The organism is Myroides odoratimimus, from assembly GCF_038039805.1.
Taxonomy (GTDB): domain Bacteria; phylum Bacteroidota; class Bacteroidia; order Flavobacteriales; family Flavobacteriaceae; genus Flavobacterium; species Flavobacterium odoratimimum_B.
In genome coordinates, this window is record NZ_JBBPHK010000063.1 from 1 (window position 1) to 837 (window position 837).

Genomic DNA, 837 nt, shown 5'->3' on the forward strand with positions numbered 1-837 from the left:
CTTATACAATATAGCTGATAGAAAAATTTTCTTTTGGGATGGTCGAGCTAATAGCATTGAAGAGCAAGCTTTAGGTCCATTAACAGCTCATAATGAAATGGCTATGAGTCTAGATATACTACCAAAACGATTAAGTAAAATAGAAGGTTATGCGCCTTTATTTAAAGCTGCCTATAACGATACTGTTATCACAAATAACAAAATTATCAAAGCGCTAGCTGCCTTTCAAAGAACTATCAAAAGCCAACCTAGCAGAGTAGATTACTTCATCGATGGTAAATACAACTACCTCACTGATCAAGAAATTTATGGGTTGCATTTATTTAGAACAAAAGGGAGATGTATGAATTGTCACTTTGGGAAAGACCTCACTGATGATTCTTTCCATAATATTGGACTAACTTATTACAAGCGTTTCTATGAAGATCTAGGTCGTTATAATGTAACTAAAAATCCTGATGATGTAGGTAAATTTAAGACACCTTCACTACGCGATTTACTCAATACACGTCCTTGGATGCACAATGGTCTTTTTGACGATTTACAGGGAATTGTCAACATCTACAACAGTGGTATGCACATGATAGATCCATCAAGTGAACAAAAGCAAGTAGACCCTCTATACCCTATCACTGATTCACTTATGAAGCCCCTAAAGCTTAGTAGAGAAGAAACCAAAGCAATTGTTGCTTTTTTAGAAGCCTTATCAGGAAGTCGTTATAAAATGGACAGACCTGATTTTCCTAGATAAAATATATACTACTAATAAAAAAGCTCCCTTCACAGGGAGCTTTTAGGCTAATACTGTTGTTTTAGATCCAACAGTGGGGATCGGTC

1 protein-coding gene is annotated in these 837 nt (G+C 35.7%); it reads left to right on the forward strand.

Annotation, left to right across the window (positions count from 1 at the left end):
* Window positions 1–751 (forward strand): cytochrome-c peroxidase (locus tag AABL85_RS17415; RefSeq protein WP_341311025.1); only part of this gene is annotated, 751 nt, incomplete at its 5' end.
* Between the last annotated feature and the right edge of the window lie 86 nt (window positions 752–837).